This window comes from Salinimonas profundi, from assembly GCF_014750655.1.
Taxonomy (GTDB): domain Bacteria; phylum Pseudomonadota; class Gammaproteobacteria; order Enterobacterales; family Alteromonadaceae; genus Alteromonas; species Alteromonas profundi_A.
Genome location: NZ_JABBXD010000003.1, coordinates 175,412 through 196,215, shown reverse-complemented (window position 1 = coordinate 196,215; position 20,804 = coordinate 175,412). Strand labels below are relative to the sequence as shown.

The 20,804-nt window shown below is 46.8% G+C and carries 18 protein-coding genes and 1 pseudogene; 12 read left to right on the top strand and 7 right to left on the bottom strand.

The window, feature by feature from the left end:
- Positions 1 to 17 precede the first annotated feature (17 nt).
- Entirely contained in the window at positions 18 to 1,286 is a 1,269-nt protein-coding gene (locus tag HHX48_RS08305) for an MATE family efflux transporter (RefSeq protein ID WP_191024053.1), read from the top strand.
- Here the strand turns inward: HHX48_RS08305 and HHX48_RS08300 are convergent.
- Positions 1,255 to 1,527: a VIT1/CCC1 transporter family protein gene (locus HHX48_RS08300; RefSeq protein ID WP_191024051.1), complete on the bottom strand. Its 273-nt coding sequence runs from the start codon at positions 1,525 to 1,527 to the stop codon at positions 1,255 to 1,257. The two genes, HHX48_RS08305 and HHX48_RS08300, sit on opposite strands and share 32 nt — an antisense overlap.
- A gap of 12 nt (positions 1,528 to 1,539) precedes the next feature.
- On the bottom strand, positions 1,540 to 2,118 hold the full coding sequence (nfuA, locus tag HHX48_RS08295; RefSeq protein ID WP_191024049.1) for a Fe-S biogenesis protein NfuA: 579 nt from the start codon (positions 2,116 to 2,118) through the stop codon (positions 1,540 to 1,542).
- A gap of 130 nt (positions 2,119 to 2,248) precedes the next feature.
- Here nfuA and HHX48_RS08290 point away from each other — a divergent pair, with 130 nt between their 5' ends.
- Positions 2,249 to 4,861, top strand: a complete 2,613-nt coding sequence (locus HHX48_RS08290) for a M14 metallopeptidase family protein (protein WP_191024047.1) — start codon at positions 2,249 to 2,251, stop codon at positions 4,859 to 4,861.
- On the opposite strand, the gene HHX48_RS08285 is transcribed toward HHX48_RS08290, so the two are convergent.
- Complete coding sequence (locus HHX48_RS08285; protein WP_191024045.1) at positions 4,854 to 5,537, bottom strand: ComF family protein; 684 nt, start codon at positions 5,535 to 5,537, stop codon at positions 4,854 to 4,856. The two genes, HHX48_RS08290 and HHX48_RS08285, sit on opposite strands and share 8 nt — an antisense overlap.
- Before the next feature lie 49 nt (positions 5,538 to 5,586).
- Between HHX48_RS08285 and bioH the strand changes: the two genes are divergently transcribed.
- The 3 genes from bioH to HHX48_RS08270 all read left to right on the top strand — a co-directional run bounded on the left by bioH (position 5,587) and on the right by HHX48_RS08270 (position 7,471).
- Entirely contained in the window at positions 5,587 to 6,387 is an 801-nt protein-coding gene (bioH, locus tag HHX48_RS08280; protein ID WP_317983489.1) for a pimeloyl-ACP methyl ester esterase BioH, read from the top strand.
- A 104-nt stretch (positions 6,388 to 6,491) separates the two neighbouring features.
- Entirely contained in the window at positions 6,492 to 6,710 is a 219-nt protein-coding gene (locus HHX48_RS08275; protein WP_191024043.1) for a hypothetical protein, read from the top strand.
- Between the two features lie 2 nt (positions 6,711 to 6,712).
- A complete protein-coding gene (locus HHX48_RS08270) occupies positions 6,713 to 7,471 on the top strand; it encodes a putative metalloprotease CJM1_0395 family protein (protein WP_191024042.1) in 759 nt (252 codons plus the stop codon).
- Between the two features lie 8 nt (positions 7,472 to 7,479).
- On the opposite strand, the gene HHX48_RS08265 is transcribed toward HHX48_RS08270, so the two are convergent.
- Together HHX48_RS08265 and HHX48_RS08260 are read right to left on the bottom strand one after the other, a co-directional pair.
- Positions 7,480 to 9,807 (bottom strand): Tex family protein, encoded by a 2,328-nt coding sequence (locus tag HHX48_RS08265; protein WP_191024040.1) that lies wholly within the window; start codon positions 9,805 to 9,807, stop codon positions 7,480 to 7,482.
- Between the two features lie 130 nt (positions 9,808 to 9,937).
- Positions 9,938 to 10,318 (bottom strand): hypothetical protein, encoded by a 381-nt coding sequence (locus tag HHX48_RS08260; protein ID WP_191024038.1) that lies wholly within the window; start codon positions 10,316 to 10,318, stop codon positions 9,938 to 9,940.
- A gap of 283 nt (positions 10,319 to 10,601) precedes the next feature.
- On the opposite strand from HHX48_RS08260, the gene arfB reads away from it, so the two are divergent.
- From arfB to HHX48_RS08235, 5 genes are all read left to right on the top strand, one after another.
- Positions 10,602 to 11,012: an alternative ribosome rescue aminoacyl-tRNA hydrolase ArfB gene (gene arfB / locus HHX48_RS08255; RefSeq protein WP_191024275.1), complete on the top strand. Its 411-nt coding sequence runs from the start codon at positions 10,602 to 10,604 to the stop codon at positions 11,010 to 11,012.
- Positions 11,013 to 11,076: 64 nt separating this feature from the next.
- Positions 11,077 to 12,420 (top strand): serine hydrolase domain-containing protein, encoded by a 1,344-nt coding sequence (locus HHX48_RS08250; protein ID WP_191024036.1) that lies wholly within the window; start codon positions 11,077 to 11,079, stop codon positions 12,418 to 12,420.
- Between the two features lie 210 nt (positions 12,421 to 12,630).
- Complete coding sequence (locus HHX48_RS08245) at positions 12,631 to 12,894, top strand: hypothetical protein (protein WP_191024033.1); 264 nt, start codon at positions 12,631 to 12,633, stop codon at positions 12,892 to 12,894.
- 62 nt (positions 12,895 to 12,956) lie between these two features.
- The gene (locus HHX48_RS08240; RefSeq protein WP_191024031.1) at positions 12,957 to 13,100 is read left to right on the top strand and encodes a hypothetical protein; all 144 of its coding nucleotides are present in this window, start codon (positions 12,957 to 12,959) and stop codon (positions 13,098 to 13,100) included.
- A 534-nt stretch (positions 13,101 to 13,634) separates the two neighbouring features.
- Positions 13,635 to 15,191 carry an arylsulfatase gene (locus HHX48_RS08235; protein WP_191024029.1) on the top strand — a complete coding sequence of 519 codons (1,557 nt, stop codon included), beginning with the start codon at positions 13,635 to 13,637 and terminating at the stop codon, positions 15,189 to 15,191.
- A 183-nt stretch (positions 15,192 to 15,374) separates the two neighbouring features.
- Here HHX48_RS08235 and HHX48_RS08230 read toward each other — a convergent pair whose 3' ends face one another.
- The gene (locus tag HHX48_RS08230; RefSeq protein ID WP_223858178.1) at positions 15,375 to 16,205 is read right to left on the bottom strand and encodes a DUF4198 domain-containing protein; all 831 of its coding nucleotides are present in this window, start codon (positions 16,203 to 16,205) and stop codon (positions 15,375 to 15,377) included.
- 70 nt (positions 16,206 to 16,275) lie between these two features.
- Positions 16,276 to 16,620: pseudogene (locus HHX48_RS08225) on the bottom strand (GreA/GreB family elongation factor); the annotation flags it as partial.
- A gap of 109 nt (positions 16,621 to 16,729) precedes the next feature.
- Between HHX48_RS08225 and gmtY the strand changes: the two are divergent.
- Together gmtY and gmtZ are read left to right on the top strand one after the other, a co-directional pair.
- The gene (gene gmtY, locus HHX48_RS08220; RefSeq protein ID WP_191024027.1) at positions 16,730 to 18,058 is read left to right on the top strand and encodes a gamma-mobile-trio recombinase GmtY; all 1,329 of its coding nucleotides are present in this window, start codon (positions 16,730 to 16,732) and stop codon (positions 18,056 to 18,058) included.
- Positions 18,048 to 20,804 (top strand): gamma-mobile-trio integrase GmtZ, encoded by a 2,757-nt coding sequence (gmtZ, locus tag HHX48_RS08215; RefSeq protein WP_191024025.1) that lies wholly within the window; start codon positions 18,048 to 18,050, stop codon positions 20,802 to 20,804. Before gmtY ends, gmtZ begins: the two co-directional genes overlap by 11 nt.

Below are 20,804 nucleotides of genomic sequence, written 5' to 3'. Positions count from 1 at the left end.
TCACCCTGGCAACGCCAATGATTCTGGCCAATGTTACCACACCGCTTTTGGGTCTCGTTGATACGGCAGTGATGGGGCATATGGATTCACCGGCCATGCTGGCTGGCGCATCTATCGGCGCGTTGATACTGACCCAAATCTACTGGGTGTGCGGCTTTTTAAGAATGTCAGCCACAGGACTGAGCGCGCAGGCAAGGGGCCAGGACGATAATGTAACGGCCTCAGCAAAAGTATTTTATCAAAGCAGTGCGATGGCGCTGATTTTAGGTGTGCTGGTGTTTGCCCTGCAATATCCGGTTTTAAATGCGGGTATTTACCTTGCGGGCGCCAGCGAACAGGTCAGTCAGTATATCGACGCATATTTTTCGGTAAGGGTCTGGGGAGCGCCCGCAGCCATGCTAAATCTGGCGCTTATAGGCTGGCTCGTAGGGCAACAGAAAACCCGCGCCGTCATGGCTATCCAGATAATTGGTAACCTGCTCAACGCAGGATTAGATTTTTTCTTTGTACTTGGATTGGATATGTCGGTACAGGGCGTGGCACTGGCCAGTGTATTTGCTGAATACACTATGGCGCTGCTGGCCGCCGGGGTTGCGCTGAAAATGTGCGGGGAAGTGCATCCGCATGCACAGTGGTTTAATAAAGCCGCCCGCCGTATTTTGTTCAAACTCAATGGCGATATGCTGCTTCGTAACCTTGCACTGCAATTGTGTCTGGCATTTTTAACACTGCAGGGAGCACGTTACGGCGAAACCGCGGCCGCAGTGAATGCAATACTGATGCAGTTTTTTGTGCTTATTGCTCTTGGCCTTGACGGTATTGCATATGCGGTAGAAGCCCTGGTGGGAGAAGCTGCGGGTAAAAAACAACGCGCTCAGGTAATCCGGCAAACCTGGCGGGGATTACTCTGGTCATCGGTTTTTGCCGTGCTGTATGCCATCGGCTTTTGGTTGTTCGGCAGCAATATCATTGGGTTGCTGACTGATTTGCCAGCGCTATTTAATGCGGCCTTGCCCTATCTGCCCTTGATGATCTGGCTGCCTTTGGTCGGCCACTGGTGCTTTTTGTTTGACGGTGTTTTTGTTGGTCTGACACGTTCTGCCGCTATGCGCGACACAATGATATTCAGTGCTGCAGTGGTATTTTTCCCACTTTGGTGGGTATTAAAAGATAATGGAAATGAGGCGCTATGGTATGCGTTACTGGGCTTTCTGCTGGCCCGGGGGGTTACGCTGGGCGGTTTACTGATATGGCTTAATCGCCGTCGTCACGTGATCGCTTCTTAATTTGATTTAGCCCGGTAAAACGCTGAATGAAGATACCCAGATAGCCTGACATCGCCAGTGCAAAGCCGGTCAGTAACACGGCGGCTGAAAACCAGTATAATACAGGATGGTAGAGTAACGCCGGGGAAAGGTGTGCTGTGCCGAACAAGAGTCCGGCACCCACAATAAAAATTACCAGGCCTGCGATAAAGCGGCGCCAGCACCGCTGAGGATCGGTAAAATGCTCGCGAAGCGATGCCATTACGATATAGCGCTAGTAGTAAGAATGCTCACCGGCCTGGTGCTCAGTGGCATCTTTAACACCTTTGAGCTCGCCCGCGAACTCTTCAAGCATTTGTTTCTCAATGCCTTCTTTAAGCGTTACATCAACCATCGCACAACCATTACAGCCGCCGCCAAACTGCAACACGGCAAAGCCTTCTTCGGTGATCTCAGTCAATACGACCTGTCCGCCGTGACTGGCCAGCTGCGGATTAATTTCAGATTCAATCATGTAGTTAACACGTTCGACCAATGGCGCATCATCAGCGACTTTGCGAGCTTTGGCATTAGGCGCTTTCAGGGTCAGTTGTGAACCCATCTGGTCAGTAACATAATCAATCTCTGCTTCTTCAAGATAGGGAGCGCTCTCGTCATCCACTACCGCGTTGAAGCCGTTGAATTCAAATTTGTGGTCACTGTCTTCTACTGCATTAGGCGGGCAATAGGACACGCCGCACTCAGCGGAAGACGTGCCGGGATTGATAACAAAAACCCGAATATTCGTCCCGGATTCTTGTTTTTCCAGCAATTTTGCAAAATGTGCCTGTGCTTCTTCTGATATAGTGATCATGAGCAAGTCCTGCGTTGTAACGTATTTGGACGACATAATAACAAATTTACCTGAGTAAAACAGTCAAGTATTGATGCATTTTACCTATCAGGTCATTCGCCTTACGACGACTCAATAACGGAATTTATTTATGCAAAAAGTATTTGCGTTACTAAGTAACACGGCGCTTAGAGCAACATTAGCACTGCTTGCGCTACTGGTGTGCAGCTCAGCAAATGCAGTCATCGACAAAATTTCGGCTGACGACGGCCAGGGCAGACCTGCCGCCGACTATTTGCCAGAAAACACCCAATATAACCCGCGTATCCCTACCCCTGAATCTTATCTGGGCGCCAATGTCGGCACGTGGCACGTCCGCCACGACCAACTGGTTGGCTATATGCGCCTGCTGGCAGAAAAATCAGACCGGGTGACATTAACTGAAACCGGGCGCACTCATGAAAACCGCCCCCTGGTATTGCTGACAATCACCGCACCGTCGAACCATAAAAATATAGATACACTGCGTCAGCAGCATTTAACCAACCTGAAAAAAGGCCAGGCTGACAACAAAGATGCACCGCTTATTCTGTACATGGGCTACAGTATTCACGGTAACGAGCCTTCTGGCGCTAATGCTTCAATGTTGATAGCCTATTACCTGAGTGCCGGTCAGGGAGAGACCGTTGACGCGTTGTTGCAGGATAATATTGTGTTGCTGGACCCATCTTTCAACCCTGATGGTCTGGCTCGTTTTGCGCAATGGGCAAATATGCACAAAGGCAAGCAATTAGTGGCTGATCCAGAGCATCGCGAGCACGAGGAAGGCTGGCCATCTGGCCGGACAAACCATTACTGGTTCGATTTGAATCGTGACTGGTTGCTGCTGACACATCCTGAATCGCGGGCGCGCATTACGCAAATGCAGCGCTGGCGTCCGCATGTACTGACCGATTTTCACGAGATGGGGTCAAACAGCTCCTATTTCTTTCAGCCTGGCGTTCCCTCCCGCAAAAACCCGAACACACCGGAAGGTAATGTACGCCTGACCGAAGCTCTGGCGGCGTTTCATATCGAAGCGTTTGATAAACAGGGTCAGTTGTATTTTTCAGAAGAAGGCTTTGACGATTTCTATTACGGCAAGGGGTCATCCTATCCGGACTCGCTGGGAAGCATTGGTATCCTGTTTGAACAGGCCAGCAGTCGGGGTCATGTACAGGACACCATTAATGGCAATCTAACGTTTGCTGACACCATTGCCAATCAGGTCACCACGTCGTTGAGCACCTTTAAAGGCTCGCTGGCGAATAAGCCAGCCATTCTTAATTATCAGAGAGAGTTTGCGCAGAGTACCCAAAAACTAATCAAAAACGACGATACAGCAGGTTACGTCATCGCACGACCTGACGATGTAGGTCGCTTTGATGCACTGCTAAGCCTGTTAGATCAACATAACATTGACTACTCATGGCTGGCAGAAGATATCAAAATTGATAAAGCACGATACAAGGCGGGTAACAGCATTTATGTGCCAATGGACCAGCAGGCATATCGCCTGGTCAAATCGTTGTTTTCCACGCGCACTGATTTTGCGGACAACACATTTTATGATGTGTCTAACTGGAACTTGCCTCTGGCATTTAATGTCGATTATGCGCCGGTAACAAAACGCAATGTCGGGCAGGTTGAAGCCGGTGATGCCCCTGAGAAAAAGACACTTAATCCGGTTGCTGGTGATGCATACGCTTATGCGCTGGACTGGCAGCATTATTATACGCCGGCCGCCTTGCAGCGCTTACTCGAATCAGGGGTAAAAGTGCGTTCTGCAGCAGAATCTTTCACCGCCTCGCTGGCAGGGGGAAAACGTCACGACTTTGCCGCCGGCACGGTAATTATCCCGACTGGGCTTGAGCAGCCTGATTCATTACACGATCTTCTGTCAGGCATTCAGTCAGATCTGGAGGTGCCGGTTTATGCCATCGGCTCAGGGCACACTACCGCTGGCATCGATTTAGGCAGCCGTTCTATGATGCCCGTCAATGCCCCTTCAGTGCTCTTGGTGGGGGGCCGTGCATCCAGTGAATACGAAGTGGGTGAAATCTGGCATTATCTGGACACTCGTGTTGGTATTGCAGCAACGCTGGTGGAAGACCATCGTCTTGCAGGCGTAAACCTGAATGATTACAGCCACATCATTTTCGCCAGCGGAAATTATAACTCACTGGGCAAAAAAACGCGTAAGTCAGTCCGTCAGTGGGTAAAAGGTGGCGGGACACTCATTGGTGTGCGTACCGCTTTACACTTATTTGCTGAGGAGAAATGGTTGCCGTTAAGCATCATGGAAGACGAAAAGATTGATGAGGCGTTTCCAACTGACGACCTTACTTTTGCTGACAAAGGTGCCCGCTACGCGAAAAAGCTGATTGCAGGCTCAGTATATAAAACTGATATTGATCCGACGCACCCCATCTTTTTCGGCTATGCGCAGTCACAGTTACCGATGTTTAAAACAACGAACATGATTGTAGAAACTGATAATTCTCCTTTCACTACACCGGCAACTTATACCAAGTCGCCATTGATGGCAGGCTACAGCGCCTCTCAGCTGACCAAAATGATCGGTCAGACTGCTGCAGTGGTGGCGGATGAATTGGGGCAGGGTGTTGTCATCGGATTCGTTGATGATATCCACTTCAGAGGCTACTGGCGTGGCACGGATAAATTGATGAGTAACGCAATTTATCAATCCGTTCATCTTAATTAGCCGGGCGTATGCGCGGTGCGGGTGTTACGGCAATGGTCCATAGCTGTATCTGCATGTGAGGTGCCTGGCGATGGATAAGAGTTGCCAGCGCATCCGCCGTACATCCGGTGGTAAGCACATCATCCACAATAGCGACGCGCTCAACCGGCGGCAGTGCATTTATCTTAAACGCGTGCCTGAGATTAATTAACCGCTGAGCCCGGTTTTGGGTGTGCTGCGCGGCACCGCGGTGGCGTTGCGCCCAGGATGCGTAAGTGGGAATTCCGCTCAATCTACTGATTTGGCGACTCAGCTCCCCGGCCTGATTGAACTGCCTTGTCCAATATCGGTTAGCCGGTAAGGGAACAGGCAGCAAAACCTGGGGAAGTGATGTGGCATTTTCGCAACAATGTTCATAAAACCATCTGGCCAGCTCACTGGCGTAACGTAAATCATGGTTAAACTTAAGTGCGCGTATCATCCTGTCAAATGGCCACTCATAGTAACCGCAGGCATACAATGCCGAGTAATGCGTATGTCTGATGTGACGGGCGATGGCCGGATTTAACAACAGGTTCGTGCCGCTGTGCGGTGAGATAAATCGGGTATCGTTTTTGCAATAGATACATATTTTCTGACGGCTGAACTGCTTGCACAGTAAACAGGAATAGTTGAGCAGATGCATAGTCTTTCGCAAATTCACCTTGATATGCCAGCATTCGCATGGCTGCAAAGAGGACAACATAGTGCAACATCGTACTCATCATAACGGGCTGGTCACCCGTACACAGGGCACAGGAAAAGATCTGGTTTTCCTTCACGGCTGGGGTATGAACAGCGGTGTGTTTACCGAATTCGGGCCTTTATTGTCTGAAGAATTTACCGTTACCGTGGTCGACTTACCTGGCTTTGGTAATAATCACAATGTTATTCCTGACCAATACTCTATAACCAGTCTGGCCGAGATGATACGTCCTGCGCTACCCGATGATTGTGTCGTTGCTGGCTGGTCTCTGGGTGGACTCGTGGCGCAGCAACTGGCGCTCAGTGCCGCCGAGAAGGTTATCGGTCTGGTGACTATCGCATCATCACCGAGGTTTGTTTCAGATAAGGGCTGGCCGGGTATCGATCCGGCAGTATTAAACCAGTTTCAAAAAGATCTGGGTGAAGATTTTCAGAAAACACTCGACCGCTTTTTATCCATTCAGGCCATGGGCAGTGAAACAGCAAGGCAGGATGTAAAGAAAATCAAACGCAGTGTTACCGCCTTCCCCGATCCTTCACTCGATGCGCTGGCAGCTGCACTGCAACTGTTGTCTGATGAGGATTTGCGCGCGGTGATTGGTCAGATAAGACAACCCACACTGCGTATTTTCGGCAGACTGGACAGTCTGGTACCAACGACAGCAATTGATAATATTTGCCAATTACAGCCACAGTCTGATGCCGTGGTGCTCTCAAAAGCATCTCATGCCCCCTTTATTTCTCACCCACAACAAACGGCCGATATCATCAAACGCTTTATGGCAACGCGAATTCAAAGCTAGTACTTTTTTACTTTCTTTTCGAAATGATTAATAATTAAGCATGAGAAAGGGCTGAGAACAGACGGGTAGGCAAAACAGTGATAAATGGGATCAGTAACAGCGGAATGTCAGCGATGTACAATGCGCGGGCTGGCATGCAACAAGCCTCTGACAATGTGGCTCAGGCATCAGCCGCAGTCGCCCAGCCTGACAGTCAGCCCGAACAAAGCACGACAGACAGCCTCATAGCGCTGCAGACCAATACGACCTATCATCAGGCATCGGCCAATGTGCTTCGGGTGACTGATGATACCGTGGGTTATCTTATCGATACGCTCGCCTGAGCATGAATATCACCACACCTCCATTATCCTCGCTGGCGACTCCTGTCAGTAATATGAATACTGAGGCGGCGCGGCGAGATAATGTGTTGCGTGAAACTATCCCCCAATCAGCCGAATCGGACAAAGGCAGAGGCGGACAAGGTCTGGGTGCCGATTCAGATCGGGCTAGACAGACGGCAAATAATAGTGCCGCAGCTACCTACGAGCGACCAGCCACCGCCGATCCTACCGCCACTGAAACAGAAGCAGGCTCTGATAAATCCGGTAAGGAACAGCAGGAAAGTGCAGGTCGTGAGCACGCCGAACAAGAGCAGCAGGCTCAGAAAAAAGAAAGTGAAGCGCTGGAAAAGCGGGATAGAGAAGTTCGGACGCATGAGCAAGCACATAGCGCAGCGGGTGGGCAATACGCTTCGTCGCCCAGTTATGAATACACCACCGGCCCTGATAACAAGCGTTATGTGACCCATGGTGAAGTGAGCATCGATACCAGTGAGGCCACCACGCCGGCTAAAACTGTCCAGAAAATGGAGCAGGTCAGACAGGCGGCATTAGCGCCTGTCCAGCCATCAGCGCAGGATATGAAGGTAGCCAGTGATGCTGGCCAGGCCATTAGTCGTGCTAACAGCGAAATGGCGGCAGAAAAGGCTGATGATCGACAACGTCGTGAGCAGGGCCCGCTGACATCACATATTGAGCGAATACAATATGTTTACCATCAGGCCTATACCCCAAAAAGCGCCGGCTTTCAGACCAGCGCCTAACCACCTGTTTATTTTTGCTTGGCCTTAGCAAACGCATCGGCAAAGGCATTTCCCATTGCCAGATTACCCGGTTGCGAGGACTTTTCAGATCGCGGCTTTTTACCGCCGGATTTGTTAGCCGCACCCTTCCCTTTTGGTCCTGAGGTATTCCCTTTGGCCGGCGCCCCTGGCGTGTCATCAAGGCGCATTGAGAAGGAAATACGCTTACGTGCCGTATCCACTTCCATAACTTTCACCTTAACAATATCGCCCGCCTTCACCACATCACGGGGATCAGAGATAAACTTATCGGTCAGCGCAGAGATATGAACCAGTCCATCCTGATGGACACCCACATCAACGAAAGCGCCAAAATTAGCAACATTGCTGACCACACCCTCTAAAATCATGCCCGGCTTCAAGTCACTGATGGTTTCTACGCCTTCTTTAAACGACGCGGTTTTAAACTCGGGACGCGGGTCACGACCCGGCTTATCCAGCTCTTTGAGGATATCTTTAACGGTAGGTAGCCCGAATTCGTCACTGATAAACTCTTCCGGTGACAGCGCTTTGAGCAGCGTGGTGTTACCGATGAGATCATTCACCGCCACATCGGTCTTTGTCACAATGGCATCAACAACAGCATAGGATTCAGGATGCACCGCTGACTGATCCAGCGCGTTATTGCCCTGATAAATGCGCAGGAATCCGGCGGCCTGTTCAAAGGCTTTAGGGCCCAGACGCTCAACCTGTAAAAGTGCTTTGCGGTTATCAAAAGCGCCGTTTGTGTCACGATACTGAACAATATTGTGCGCCAGTGTCTTGTTTAAACCGGATACGTAGCTTAACAGTGCCGGAGAAGCAGTATTCAGATCTACACCCACCGCGTTAACACAGTCTTCAATCACCCTGTCCAGCGACTTGCCTAACTGGCTCTGGCTGACATCATGCTGATACTGACCCACGCCAATCGCCTTGGGCTCAATTTTAACCAGCTCTGCCAACGGATCCTGCAACCGGCGAGCAATGGAGACTGCCCCTCTTAAGGAAACATCCATGCCCGGCAGCTCTTTTGAAGCCAGCTCCGATGCTGAGTAAACCGACGCGCCGGCTTCGCTGACCATAATCTTCTGCGCGCCGATATCGGTGTTAGCCTTAAGCATTTCTCCAACCAGCTTATCGGTTTCACGAGAGCCGGTCCCATTACCAATACTGATAAGCTGAACCTTGTGCTGCTTGCATAAGGTTGCCAGCGTACGGGCGGCTTTATCCCATTGGTTTTGCGGGGCATGAGGAAAGATAGTATTGGTAGCGACCACTTTGCCTGTGCTATCAACAATGGCTACTTTTACGCCGGTACGCAGGCCAGGGTCCAGACCCATCGTTGTTTTGGCGCCAGCAGGCGCAGCCATCAGCAAATCGTTGAGGTTTTTAGCAAAAACGGTAATGGCTTCTTCTTCAGCACGATCCCGCAGCGCGCTGAAAAGCTCTGTTTCCATGTGCAACCCGATTTTTATTTTCCAGGTCCACTGAACAACCTGCTGCATAAAGGCATCAGCAGGACGACCACGGTTCGCAATATTGTAATGCTCGGCGATAATGTGCTCACAGTGCGACGGCGCTTTAGGATCTTCGTTTTTGGGATCCGCATTAAGCTGTATCTGAAGTACGCCTTCATTACGACCACGAAACATCGCCAGTGCGCGGTGTGAGGGGACATTTTTCAGCTTTTCTGAATGGGAAAAGTAATCTTTATACTTTTGCGCATCCTTTTCTTTACCTTTTACGACCGTACTGTCGATAAACGCCTGCTCAGACAAATAACTACGGATTTTTCCTAACAGCGCTGCATCTTCGGCAAAACGTTCCATCAAAATATAGCGCGCGCCTTCCAGCGCCGCTTTTGTATCTGCAATACCATTATCCGGTGCAACAAATGCTTCAGCGGCTTGTTCCGGAGAAAGCGACGGGTCTTCAAATAACTTGTCTGCCAGCGGCAACAGACCGGCTTCGATAGCAATTTGCCCTTTAGTACGACGGCGAGGCTTATAAGGCAGGTAGAGATCTTCCAGCGTGGTTTTACTGTCTGCGCCGGTAATCTGCTGTTTCAATTCATCGGTCAGCTTACCCTGCTCGTCAATAGACTTTAAGATGACGTTGCGGCGCTCATCCAGCTCGCGAAGATAAGTGAGACGCTGCTCCAGCATGCGCAGCTGGGTATCGTCCAGCCCCTGCGTAGCCTCTTTACGGTAGCGGGCAATAAAGGGAACTGTAGCACCGCTGTCCAGTAATGAAACAGCGGCTTCAATCTGGGCGGGATTTACCGCCAGTTCATTTGCGATAGTCTTTGTAATCATAATATCAGTGCGGTACTCAGAAGATTGCCAGCAAAAAACGTAATTAAACGTTGCTGCAAAAAGAAAAGATTAAATGAAAAAATTGGCCGTTAGTATAGCATTGTTATGCCTGTGAAACAGAGGCTTTGTCTCATAATGCTGCAGCGTCAGGGCGGTCTTTCAGAGTAATTGAAAAGCGTTTTTGTAAATGCTCACGAAAGTTTTCAAAAATAGTTTCAACATAAGCCTGTAATGCTTTCGAATTATCTGACGGGGTCTCTGTCAGTTTCGCCCCAAGCACCGATAACTGAACTTCAAGATCGCTGGCACTGATCGCCTTGGCAACTTCTTCCAGCATCGTTATCTGCGACCTGGCGCGTGAGACATCGTTACTTTTGATAGCCAGGGATAAACGTACAATCAAAATAGGCAGGTTGGCAGAAAAGCGGCTGAGTAACTTTCTGACCAACATAGTGTCACCCCCGAGGCGTCGGGATAACTCACAATCTGGTACTTTCGATGTATCAACCATGCACCCCCCTGTAACCATGCTGAAACAAAGAACTCCCACTCCGTGGGGATAAGAAAATACTTATTAATGATAATATAGGTATGTTTATATTTTGTGGATACGTAAAGTTACCTACAAAACGATAATACGGGTGCATTGCTGTAGTGTAAAATAGAAACTGCTATAAATAGTCAGCAAATGCATCTGAAACCGCATGGATGATCGTATGCAGAGCCTGATTTTCCTTTATACAAAGGTCAAAAGGCTGACTTTCATCAAATAAAGTAAGAGTGTGACAAAACATATGATAAACATTTCATCATCGGTGCAAATTGATGAGGATGAGATAGAAATGACCGCAATTCGCGCCCAGGGTTCAGGAGGCCAGAATGTAAATAAAGTGAATTCTGCCATTCACTTACGGTTTGATATTGCAGCATCCTCACTGCCGGACGAGATTAAAGAAAAGCTACTGAGCAAGCCTGACAGCCGGGTTAACACAGACGGTGTGTTTGTATTAAAAGCGCAGAATTACCGAACGCAGGAGCAAAATCGCTTTGATGCACAGGAACGACTGGTGGCCTGGATAGCACAGGCGCTTGTGGTGAAAAAAACACGCAAACCCACCAAAGTCAGTAAAGGTGCAAAAGAAAAGCGTATCAAGGCGAAAAAGCAGCAGGGCGAGCGCAAGCAGCTAAGGAAAAAGATTCTTTAGAACTTCTCAGTCGTCAGTTATCGGGCTATCTTTTCATTTAACGCTTTGTGAAAAGGAGTTTCCGATGAAAAAGCCAGGTAGCCTGCTACTTTATATTTTCATTTTAATTTTCAGTGCCACAGCTCAGGGCGTTGAAAATGCCAAGCTTGACAGCTATGTAGAAGCACTTGCTAAACATGATAAAGCGATGCTCAGTCTTGCAATAGTTGAAAATGGTACTCTCATTTACCATAAATCGACTGGCGTTAAAGATTTAGAAACAAAACAACCAGCTAACGAAGCTACACAATACCGAATTGGATCGATTACAAAAATGTTCACTTCGGTAATGATTTTTCAGCTTATTGAAGAAAGTAAGCTTTCGTTAGATACGACGTTGGACCAATTTTACCCAAATATTGAAAACGCCGATAAAATTACAGTTTCAATGCTGTTGAGTCACAGAAGCGGTATTCCTAACTTTACAGATAGTCCCCAGTACAGCCAGTACATGACTCAGTCTCATACCGAAGCTGAGATGATAAATAAGATTAAGAAATTGGATAGCGAGTTTTTGCCAGGTAGTAAGGCAAAATACTCTAACAGTGGCTACGTGTTGTTAGGTTTCATTTTAGAAAATGTCACCAATGATAGTTACGCTTCACAACTAGAAAAGCGCATCAGCAATAAATTAGGTCTCAAAAGAACGGCTTATGGTGGCCCCATAAATGTGCAGGACAATCAGGCGAATTCTTATGTTAGAGCCGGCTTTGACTGGTCGCCCGCGAGCCAAACTGATATGAGTATTCCGCATGGTGCCGGCGCAATAATATCTACGCCTGCTGATGTTTCAATGTTTCTCTCTGGCTTGTTTTCGGGAAAGCTGATTTCGGCGCCCTCTCTTAGCAAAATGAAGGAGATTAATCAGGGGTTTGGTCGAGGTCTCTTTCAATATCGTTTTAATGATAGAACAGCCTATGGCCATGACGGAGGAATCGACGGATTTTCGTCACAGGCTGCTTATTTTGAAGCTGATAAAGTTGCAATATCTCTCACCTCAAACGCAATGAACTATTCGATAAATGAAATAGGCATTGCTATTTTAAGTATTTATTTTGATCTCCCTTACGACATTCCGGACTTCAACGATAAGCCTGTCTCGCTGCCACAAGAGAAGCTGGTTAACTATGAGGGAGTATATTCCTCACCACAAATACCACTTAAAATATCACTAAAAGTAAATGATGGAAGGTTGATGGCACAGGCCAGTGGTCAGGGTGCTTTTCCCCTTACTCCATACTCCGATTCAAAATTTCATTTTGATGCAGCTGGTATCGTACTGATATTTAAAACAAATGACGGAGAGGTCGACCACTCGGTTTTTGAGTTAAATCAGGCTGGTGGTAAGTACATCTTTTCCAGAGAATAGGCTGTTAATATGGCATCCGTCATGTCGCGGGAAATAAATAAGGCAGTGTCGGACGGCAGCGGGCATTTTATCTTACACGATCTGTCTATGAAGGCAGGTGTGGTGAAGCCGCGCCTTGTATTAAGGTAATCCTGTTGACACACGGTTAAAGGTGTCACAAGCAAAGAAACACAAGTTTCATATCTTAAATCGTAATAAAAAGGATTTTTTATGTTGAAGGATTACGGCAAAACCTATCATTCTTCCAAAGATTACAGAAACAGCACTTCAATCAAAGTATTGAATAGTGATGAGATAACTGCCGTTAGTGGTGGTATTAGCCAGTCAACTCAAATTGGAGCACAAATGGGGTTAATTGGTAGCGGTGTCGGGCTTTACGCTGCTGGGATCGCGCTAGCTCCTTTCGGTGCGGCATTGTTCATCGGTACCAGCCTGGCCCTTACAGGTTCATACCTTTATCACAATTGGCCTTAATACTTGCCAGTCTTGATGCTAAATACCCGCTTCATAAGAAGCGGGGTCATAAGGAGTTGAAAGTGCTTTTCAAAAAAGAAAAGGATTGTGCCGATTTTTCAAATCGCGACATAAGACGCGTCTTTGTATCCGGGCTGATGATTGGCGTGTCGGTGGTTTTTATTTTAAACGGTTTAAAAGCGATGATTGTTTTGGCGCTAAGCTAACAATTTAGCGATCTATTGCAGTGATTGCCCCCTGGTTGTTAAACACAAACGCTAAAAGGGAATACAAGTGTCTACGTCGTCAGCTTTTCCAAAAGAGGCCGATGGCTGAATTTTACCGAACCCGACATGTGCGCCGCCTGGCGGATTTATGATCAAGACATGCCAGCCCTTTATTTTTTTAAAAGGAGTGACAGAGAACGTCAGGCTTAAGAAATAGCTTTCAACCTCGGCATGAGGGTTGCCCGACAGCGGCCCATTCAAAACCACTCTTAATTCAATCGAGTCTTACCAACCCTGATAATTACCTACCTACCTACCTGCCTATATCGCCTGCTCGGGGGCATTTGGCGCTTATAATGACTGGTTGAATTTCGTCCGCGTACGGGCAGAGAAAGGATTTCATTTTCGACCATCAGGATGCTCAAGGGGCCATTACATCAAAAAGCAAACAAATAGTTGTCTGGTTGAAAAATGTACACTATTTTTTAAAGTACTCGTGCTGTAAAAACTTATTCAACCTGAACGGGATTTCCTATGAATCGCCTCTTTGGACGTATTTTACTGCGTAGTTTTCTTATTCCTCTCGTTATCCTCCTGTCAATCTCGCAGACTGTCGCACAGGATGACAACCAACCTAATATTCTTGTTATTTGGGGTGATGATGTTGGCATGTGGAATATTAGTGCTTATCACCGTGGCATGATGGGCGGGTCTACGCCTAATATTGATAGCATTGCACAGGAAGGCATGATTTTCATGGACCATTATGCGCAAGCATCATGTACGGCAGGGCGCGCTGCGTTTTTGACCGGGCAGTATCCTATTCGCATCGGGCTGAGTACGGTCGGGCTACCAGGTGCAAAACAGGGGCTACAGGAAAGCGTTCCCACCCTTGCAGAGTTGCTTAAAGACAAGGGGTATATTACCGGACAGTTCGGCAAGAATCATTTGGGCGACAGAGACGAGCATTTGCCAACCAACCATGGCTTTGATGAGTTTTACGGGATCCTCTACCACCTCAATGCGGGGGAGTACGCCGAACAATATGACTATCCCAAAGACAGTGAAAAACAGGATGAACTGAATTTAAAAATGCGTGGCATTATTCACGCTAAAGCTATGCCTGATGGCACGCAGAAAATAGAAGATTTAGGACCCTTTGGTCAGGATGTCCAGCGTAACCTCGATCAGGATGTCCTGGAGCAATCTAAGCGTTTTATTCGTGAGGCAGCCAAAAAGGATGCGCCCTTCTTTGTATGGCATAACACCACGCGGATGCATTATCGCACCAATCTGAATGAAGAATATCAAGGCAAGAGCGGTTATGGAATCTACGCTGACGGCATGATGGAGTTGGATGATGACGTCGGGGAGTTACTTGATCTGCTCGATGAGCTGAAAATAGCAGACGAAACTATTGTGATGTTTTCTACCGACAACGGTGCTGCGTCGAATTCCTGGCCAGACGGTGGCAATCAGCCATTTCATGGTGAAAAAGGTGTCGGCGGCTGGGAGGGCGGATTTCGGGTGCCTATGCTGGTCAAATGGCCCGGCAATATTCCAGCCGGTACCCACACCGGAGAGTTTATGACAATGGAAGACTGGTTACCCACGTTAATGGCTATAGTGGGTGATAAAGACGTCAAAGCGTCGCTGCTTACAGGAATGAAGGTCGATGGCAAAACGCAAACAGCGCATATTGATGGCTATGATCAAACAGATATTCTTTTAAAACAGGGACCGTCCAACCGAAAAGAGTTTTATTATTTTACAGAAACAACTTTCCACGGTATGCGCTACGGAGACTGGAAGTTTTTATTCATTGATCAGGAAGAGTGGTTTCGCGCCTCGCAACAGGAGATGACCACACCTTACATTATTAATCTCAAACTGGACCCTTTCGAACGATTTATCGAAGCAAGAGGCTATGATGAGTGGGCAGAAAACCGCTCCTGGACCCTTGGCCCTGCTGGCAATCAGATAGCAGAATTCGTTAAAAGCTTTGAAAAATTTCCACCGACGCAGAAGAGCTTTTCAGCCCAGGTATCCAATGTCAGCGAATTTATAAACTCTCAGAATATTAACCGATGAGTGTTTTTCTGGAAGCTAACGACGTCCGGCGTCGAGCTGCACTGGGGATAGCATGAATGGAAATGTCTTGTAAAAAATGGGCTGTGGAACAAATCGTCAAAGTTGGCCGTTGATATTGACAGGCTGGGTCAGTGTATTGCTTACCAGCCTGTCTGAGTATTCAAGTTCGATACGAAAGGAACACTAATTTGCGGATTTGTTTACCGAAAAGGTCAGGCTGGAGAAGTAGGTTTCAAAGTCGGCGCGAGGATTGCCCGATAACGGCTCACCCCAAACCACACTGAGTTTGACCGGTCCTTCTTCGCTAAATGAAACTGTCGCGCGGCCCTCGGCATCGGTTTTCACCGACTGCGCTTTATGATTAGCACCTTTAAGCGCGCTGGTTTTTACCAGGGCACCTTCCAGTGGACGTCCTTTGAAAAGAACCTGAAGCGGCAGTGCGGCTTGCTCATTTAAGTCGTAAGGATGAGATACGGGGATAATTTCAAGCGTATGACCAATCGGGTGGGTGGCGTTTTCCGTCAGTTTATCGCCAACCTGAATGATGGTTTTGGCCTTACGTGAGTAAAGTTCAGTGCCGGCTCTGCCGGTCAGACCTTTTTGCTGACGGTAGTCGTGAATCTCAGTAAGCCCCTCTTCCTCAATATAACTGTTGAAAGGATCGGCGCTGAGCTCGCTGACGCTGTGATAGCTTTCCAGCCCGATAACATAGGTGCCGGATTCAAGGGACTGTGTTTTGGCAGCGCCGGGCAGCAAGTCAGATTTCTGAATGATACTGGCCGACAAATCGGCCACACCCACAGGCGTGTAATTACGCAGCGCTACAATTTTATCCCAGCGCAAATTCCAGTCATCTGCGCTGTCGTTGTGCCCTACCTTGAACTGTATTGGAACGGTGCTGGAGGGGGCCACCTGATACTTGCCCGGGGCCAGCCAAAAATCATGGGCTGAGGCTGTAAACGAGGTGCTCATCAATAAACCTGCATACATCAACGTGCTACGAAACTGCATCATCTTTCCTTATATCGGTACAGGCCTGTCCGTAGTATCGACATCTGCACGCTCGCTGGCGCAGCCTGAAAAATTATAGTTTATCTGTTTTATCGTACCAGATACGGTTTATCCACCACTCAAATACTCCTGCTTCGGTGCGAACTACCACATCATCATCAGGGTACTTGCCCAACAGGGCTCGCGCCATCGGTGAGTCCACTGAGATATAATCTTTGCGACCGAATATCTCATCGTAACCGGCGATGCGCAGGGTTAGCGTCTTTCCTTCGTCATTTTCTATCTCGACCCAGGCGCCGAAAAATACGCGACCTTCCTGCTCCGGGTTGTAGTCAATTGCTTTTAAGCGTTCTAAGCACTTACGCAGATAGCGTACACGACGATCTATCTCGCGTAAGCGTTTTTTGTTGTATTGATATTATAACCCCACTCAAAAGCATACTATTTTAGAACCTAAAGTACTTCAAATAGAATCAATATGTGTATACTGGATTGGTAAACACTACTTAATATGTACTATTTCGCAAATGCCCTACGTTCATAAAGTCAAAGTAAGCTATCACAGTTCTGAGGTTGGAAAGGAGTTACTGCTTCCTGCTTTGTTGACAGACAAAGGGCTTGTGATCTCACATCTGAGATATCTGGCAGAAAATTATTTTAAGAGTGAATCTTGGAAAGAAAGATCGCTTTTTTCCGTCAGACTTCTCATTAGCTTTATCAACGCAAATGAATCTGCTTATGAACAATCTACAAAACTGTTAAGGGAATTCTCGAAGGTGCTGGTAACAGGCACCATTGATTACGACAGTGTTGACGATAAGTCGGGCCTATTTTGGCAAGCTCGAAAAATACCAGATGCCAATAATATTTTGCACCACATAACTCATTACACTGATTACTTAGCACTACAAGATGGTTATGAAGCTTCGCGAATAAATCCGTTCAGGAAAGCAACTTCGGTTGAAGTCAGGCTTAACTGGTGTGCTTACTATAATAAGCAGGCTAACGTCTTTCTCAATCATTTATCTTCTAAAAGTGAAGCGTACATAAAAAATCAGCAAGTACGGCAAATCAACAGTTTGTTGGAGCCCGTCATCAGACAAGAAAAGGTTGTACAGTTTCCAAAAGACAAAATTGATTCACTTTTAGAATCAGGGTTTAGTAAAAGGGGTAAGCAAGATTTTAAATCGCAGGCAATAACGATGTTACTGCACTATGGGGGCTTGAGGAAAAGCGAAGTATTCCACCTTTTTGTTGGTGATATCACTTTGCATCCAATTCATAAAAATGAAGCATTGGTGCGAGTATATCATCCGGAGTATGGTGCCTCTCCTGATCCGAGTTTTGCTAACAGAAGCGAGTATCTTCTTAAAACGACCAGGTACAAACCCAGAACTCAATATAGAAATACTGAACGACTTTTTGCTGGATGGAAGGCTCCATTGTTAACAAGTAAGCAGTATTTCTTTGAAGTCATTTTTAGCCCAGCTGAGAAGGCTTCGGAATTTCTCTTGGTTTGGGCAAATTATCTGAAATATCAACGTGTGGAGCCACCTAAAAGCGACCCGCATCCCTTCGCGTTCACTAATAGTTCAGGCCAGCCTGAAACTATCAAAAATTACCAAAGACTTCACAAAAATGCTGTTGAACGTATTGGTCTTGTTTGTAAAAAGGAGTACGGGACAACAGAACATGGACATCGCCATGCTTATGGTTACAGGCTGCGCAAACAGGGTCTGACACAAGTAGAAATTCAAAAAGCGATGCATCATAAAAGTCCTTTTTCATGTTTGGTATATATTCAACCGACTTCAGATGACGTCAGAGACTACTTAAAGAAGGCACATGATGCTTAAAAAAGATATTCAAACCTTTGAAAATCCAGGTGCCGTAAATATCCCGACCAGATGCTCTTGTCTCGCTGATGTGAAGATGATTTGTAAACATTATGGGATTCGGAACTCCGTTGAATATAGGCAGAAATATAAGCAGATCACCGGATTGCCAGCACATCCTGAGAGAATGTTTCCCTCAGAGTGGATAAGCTACTACGACTTACTGGATATGCCCATTCCCTACACCTATGCTGAGCTGACAAGATTAATTCAGCCTCTAAAGTTAAGCTCCAAAGCTGCTTACAGTCGTTACGTAAAAGAATCAGGTGATGAAAGAATACCTCTAGATCCTCAAGGCGTTTATGAGACGGAGTGGAAAAATTGGTATGTTTTCCTTGGGAAAGATGAGCCTTTCAAACCGGATTTTATTCAAGCAGAGTATTATTTATGGGCAGATAGAATCAGAGAGTTCATGAAAATTGCTCTTGGTGGTGAGTCGAAAATAAACTATCTCTGTCGGTTTGTGCGTTACTACATTGAAAAATATGACAATAGCCCATCTCCCGAAGCATTTCTTACCAAAGAAAAGCCCAACATCAAGCCATTCAAACTAGAGCTCGAAAAACTGAAAACCGACAACATGCGAAGAAGTGTCATTATCGCTGTAAATGAGTTTCTCGAGTACGTGATAACCCATCACTTAACGGAAGAAGATCCGGAGACCGGCGAAATTGTAAGGGTGATGGAGGCTAGAAATCCCTTTGCGTTGATGATGAACATTCAAACGGTTACCTCTCCAAAGCGTTCAGAATCGACAAAGCCTTGTCTTCAATATCACTTCGTAAAGAAAGCCCAATCCTGGATAATCCCGGAAAGCGCGAAATCGTTCAGAGATTTAAAGCATCTGCACAGCTTTGATGCCGATTGGATAAAGGTTAAAAAATCTCAGATTGATTTCTTAGATGCGGACTGCGTGTATAAGCAAGTCCATAATCAATATTTCTTGTGGCAGCCAATAAGCTGGATACACACCTACGCACTTACGAAAGTGCCGTTAAGAGGACGGCAAATCGCATATAACGATTCAGGTGAAGCCGATCAATTTATTGCTGAGGTGAGTGATACTGGAAAAATCATTTGGGAAAAAAATAAGTCCGACATAGCAGGGTTTACCTCGCAGCAATCATTCATCCGACGAATGAAAGATGATCAACTTGGAATGTTCATCACCACGAATAAAACAAGTAATCGCGGAGAAGGATATATTATTCCGTGGATTCCAGAAGATCTTGCCTATTGGCTTGTAAAGCTCCGAAAATGGCAGCAAAAATACAATCCACTTTCCTCACCTACACCATGGATGAAATGCATTCGCACAAACCTCAATGAGACCCAGCGCAAACAAAAAGGCGTAAACTGTTTTCTCTTTCGGGCATTTGGAGATATTGAACCATCCAATGTTGGAAACGCCCTGACGCCTCGTCTTGCTGCAGCTCTTTATCATATTCAGCCAAAGTCACTGAAATTGGCTACTTTGGCCTCTGGTAGTAAAGGCTTCACGCTCAATCATTATAAGTCGCAGTACACTCCCCACTCCATGCGAGTTAGCTTGATCACTGCGTACGTCATGGAAATGGGAATGCCAGTTGAAGTAGTTATGAAGATAGTCGGGCATTCATCAATAGTGATGTCGATTTACTACTGTAAGGTCACTCAGCAAGGTATACGTGAAAGGTTGGAGAAGGGAGAAAAGTTAGCATTAAAAGAAAAGGCCCGGGCAACCCAAATCCAAATAGAGTCAAATAAGATCGAAGAAGTAAAAAATCAGTTAGTGGCTAACAATGATGAGTTACTTAGCTCTCTATCTAACGATATCCCCGCTGGCAATTTCATGTTCCGCGATTATGGCATTTGTCCTTACGGGGCGAGTCGCTGTGAAGATGGAGGCGAAGAAATCGGTTCCTCTCAACTGCGCGCGCATGTAACAAGTGGGTACTTAGGCCAGCAGAATTGTGTCAGGTGTCGTCACTTTATGACTGGACCTGCATTTCTCGGAGGACTTACCTCCCTGGCGAATGAGATCCTGCTTCAAGCCAACTTGCAGTCTGACATTTGCGCCGAACTGGCTCACAAAATTGATGTGCTAGAAAGAAAAATCAATAAACTAGACCAAGAAGAGTATTTTCACGAAATCCAAAATAAAGCATTTGATACCGAACTTCGCGAGCAACTTGAAATTGATCAGAGGAAACTTGAATCAGAATATGAAAGTGCGGCGAAGAAAATGGACATGTTTCTCTGTGATCTGCAGGCAACATACAAGTTAGTAAAGCAGACACAAGCTCTCACGCACGCAAGTATTGAATCAGACACAAATGAATTCGCGTTGCTCAGACAGCCTGAGGCTGAATTACAGATAGAGATTGATGAAGTATCGCCACTCCAGCAGCTCCATGAAGTATGCGAGAACGCAACGATATTCGAATCTGCAAACGCGTCATTAGCAATTGTCCCGAGGTCTCAGCTTTTAGATAGAATGGCTCATATCAACAATCTAGCGCCTTCTCTTTTCATGTTAACTGAAAACATGCAGTTAGAAGCTGGGAATCAAATGGTTCAATTGTTAAAGTCCCGTTTAAAAACCTGGCAGCGTGTTAACGAGGTTGTATCCGGAGCTATCAAGTTTTCTGAACTGGGCGAGGATGAACGCATTACCCAAACTGATATTAACCTGCTGACGCACAAACCCTCTCAAGCTTTGAATTAA